The organism is Natrinema soli (assembly GCF_028618695.1).
In genome coordinates, this window is record NZ_JAQIVI010000361.1 from 1 (window position 1) to 2,793 (window position 2,793).

Here is a 2,793-nt window from a genome sequence, read left to right on the forward strand (position 1 = left end):
ACCCGACGCGACCGAGGCCGCCGAGATGGCGGGCGTCTCGATGGCCGACGTCGACCGCCTCGCGGAACCGGGCCGCCGCTCGACGGGTATCGGCCGCGGTCTCCTCGACGGGCATCTCGAGCGTCGTCGCTTCGATTTCGTCGGGTGCTTCCGCGACCACGTGATCGGCGATCCCCGCCCGATCCGGCATGATCAGGACCTCGAGGGGATCGCCCGCGACGGTCAGGCCGTCGAGGACGCACTCGGCGACCCGGCGCTTCGCGTAGTCGTCGACGACGCTTGCGCCGCCGGTGAGGCGGCGGATGTCGCGGCCAGCGGCGGGGTTGACGAGCAGACCGATGGCTACCACGCGTCGACCCCGCTACGCGATCCGCTCGATCGCCGCCCTGACGTCGTCGTCGCCGGGCAGGACCTCTTGCTCGAGTTGCGGACTGAACGGGATGTGCGTATCGGGGGTTCCGACCCGCTGGATCGGTGCGTCCAGGCTGAAGAACGCGTCCTCCTGGACGCGCGCGACGATTTCCGCGTGAGTGCCGTAGGACAGCGGGCTCTCGTCGGCGACGACGAGCCGCCCCGTCTTCTCGACGCTCTCGACGATCGTCTCGATATCTAACGGGTACAGCGAGCGCGGATCGACGACCTCGACGCTGACGTCCCCCTCGAGGGTCTCGGCCGCGCCGAGGGACTCGCCGACGAGTCGCTGCGAGGCGACGACGATGACGTCCTCGCCCTCGCGCTCGACGGCCGCCTCCCCCAGCGGGACCGTGAACTCCTCGTCGGTCGGCACCTCGCCCGACTGCTCGTAGATCATCTTGTTCTCGAAGACGAACACGGGGTCGTTCGATCGGATGGCGGCCTTCGTCAGCCCCTTCGCGCTCGCGGGAGTTCCCGGAACGACGGCCTTCAGTCCCGGGAAGTGCGCGATCCAGGAGTGGATCGTGCCCGAGTGCTGGCTGGCGGCGCCCATCCCGCCGCCCTCGGTGGTCCGGACGGTGACCGGCATGTCGGCCTTGCCGCCGAACATGTAGCGCATCTTCGCCATCTGGTTCATGATCTGCTCCATCGAGACGCCCGCGAAGTCCGAGAACATGAGCTCGACGACGGGTCGCGTTCCAGTTGCGGCCGCGCCGGTCGCGGCCCCCATGAAGCCTGCCTCGCTGATGGGCGTGTCCCGGACCCGTTCCTCGCCGAACTCTTCGTAGAGACCGCTGGTCACCTCGAGGACGCCGCCGAAGAGCCCGACGTCCTCGCCCATGACGTAGACGTCCTCGTCGCGCTCGAGTTCCTCACGGAGGGCCTGTCGGATCGCCTCCCGAACGGTCATCGTCTCGGTCTCGAGCCCCAGTTCCGCTTCCGTCTGTGCGGTCATCGGCGCTCACCGCCGTTGGCACCGCCGTCGGTCCGCGCAGTGGGTGCGAATCGGTCGAGTTCCGGCGGTCGATCGGCGAACATGTCCTCGTAGGCCGCGCTCGGCTCCGGTGGATCCGCCGCCTGTGCGAACTCGACCGCGTCCTCGATCGTCGACTCGGCCTTGGATCGGAGTTCGTCGAACTCGTCGGCGGTCAGTTCGCCGCGCTCGATCAGTCGATCCTTGAACGACTCGATCGCGTCCCGGTCCTTCCAGCGTTCGATCTCGGGCCCGTCGCGGTAGGGCTCCTCGTCGCCCTCGTAGTGGCCGCGGTAGCGGTACGTCTGGGCTTCGATCATCGTCGGCCCGTCACCGGCACGAGCTCGCGATCGGGCCTCGGCGACCGCTTCCGCGACGGCGGTGACGTCCATACCGTCGACGGTCACGCCGGGGATATCGTAGGCCTGGGCCGTATCGCTCAGGTTCTCGACGTTGTGCTGTTTCTCGACCGGCGTGCCTTCGCCGTAGTGGTTGTTCTCGACGACGAAAATCGCCGGCAGGTTCCACGTTGAGGCGAGGTTGATCGCCTCGTGGATCTGTCCCTGCGCGACGGCGCCGTCTCCGAGGAAGCCGACGGCGACCTGATCGCGGTCCTGGTAGTCGATCGACAGCGCCGCGCCGGTCGCCAGCGGCGGTCCGGCACCGACGATGCCGTTCGCACCGAGCATCCCGGCGTCGACGTCGGCGATGTGCATCGAACCGCCCTTACCGTTACAGTAGCCTTCAGCCTTGCCGTAGAGCTCCGCCATCATGTAGTTCGGATCGAGCCCCTTCGCGATGCAGTGGCCGTGTCCGCGGTGCGTGCTCGCGATGTAGTCGTCCGGCTCGAGCGACGCACAGGTGCCGACGCCGACCGCCTCCTCGCCGATGTAGAGGTGGACGAACCCCGGTATTTCGCCGTCCGCGAACCGTTCTCCTGCTTCCTCGTCGAATGCCCGGATGGTTACCATCCGGCGCAACGCCTCCCGTCGACCGTTCGTACTCTCGAGGTCAAAGTTTGCCATGTGACCGTCTTGCGGTACGATATCATGGACCATATATCTAATAGATATAAGGCAGTAATACCACCTGGTGGTCAGTACAGAGTTCGTGAAATTCACCGATACACGATACTCTCGCTCGGCGACCGATCGCCTCGGAACGACAGTCGCTTCCGTTTCGTCCGTCGGCTACCGCTCGAGCCCGTCGGGGGTCACCGGCTCGAGGCCGGTCTCGTCGACGAACGCGGCGAGGAAGTCTGCGCGCTCGGGGATTTCGGTCGGATGGTGCGAGTCGGTGCCGAGGGTGACGGCGACGTCGTGATCGCGAAGCACCGTCAGGAACGGTTCGGCGGGGTGGACGATCTCGGCGTCGGTGAGCGCCCGCCCGGCGTTGAGCTCCGGGAC

2 protein-coding genes and 2 pseudogenes are annotated in these 2,793 nt (G+C 67.1%); all 4 read right to left on the minus strand.

The genetic code is table 11. The features are described 5' to 3' along the window. Positions 1-349 (minus strand): annotated as a pseudogene (locus PGX04_RS20640) (NAD(+)/NADH kinase); the annotation flags it as partial. 12 nt (positions 350-361) lie between these two features. After that, complete coding sequence (locus PGX04_RS20645; RefSeq protein ID WP_273740226.1) at positions 362-1,369, minus strand: alpha-ketoacid dehydrogenase subunit beta; 1,008 nt, start codon at positions 1,367-1,369, stop codon at positions 362-364. Beyond that, positions 1,366-2,412, minus strand: coding sequence for a thiamine pyrophosphate-dependent dehydrogenase E1 component subunit alpha (locus PGX04_RS20650; protein ID WP_273740227.1), 1,047 nt, complete (start codon positions 2,410-2,412; stop codon positions 1,366-1,368). Before PGX04_RS20650 ends, PGX04_RS20645 begins: the two co-directional genes overlap by 4 nt. Before the next feature lie 165 nt (positions 2,413-2,577). After that, a pseudogene (locus PGX04_RS20655) lies at positions 2,578-2,793 on the minus strand (histidinol-phosphatase); the annotation flags it as partial.

What these genes read in the sequence shown, in the direction of transcription:
- PGX04_RS20645 (WP_273740226.1), bottom strand. Translation starts at nt 1,369, where the DNA reads ATGACCGCACAGACGGAAGCGGAACTGGGGCTCGAGACCGAGACGATG.
- PGX04_RS20650 (WP_273740227.1), bottom strand. Translation starts at nt 2,412, where the DNA reads ATGGCAAACTTTGACCTCGAGAGTACGAACGGTCGACGGGAGGCGTTG.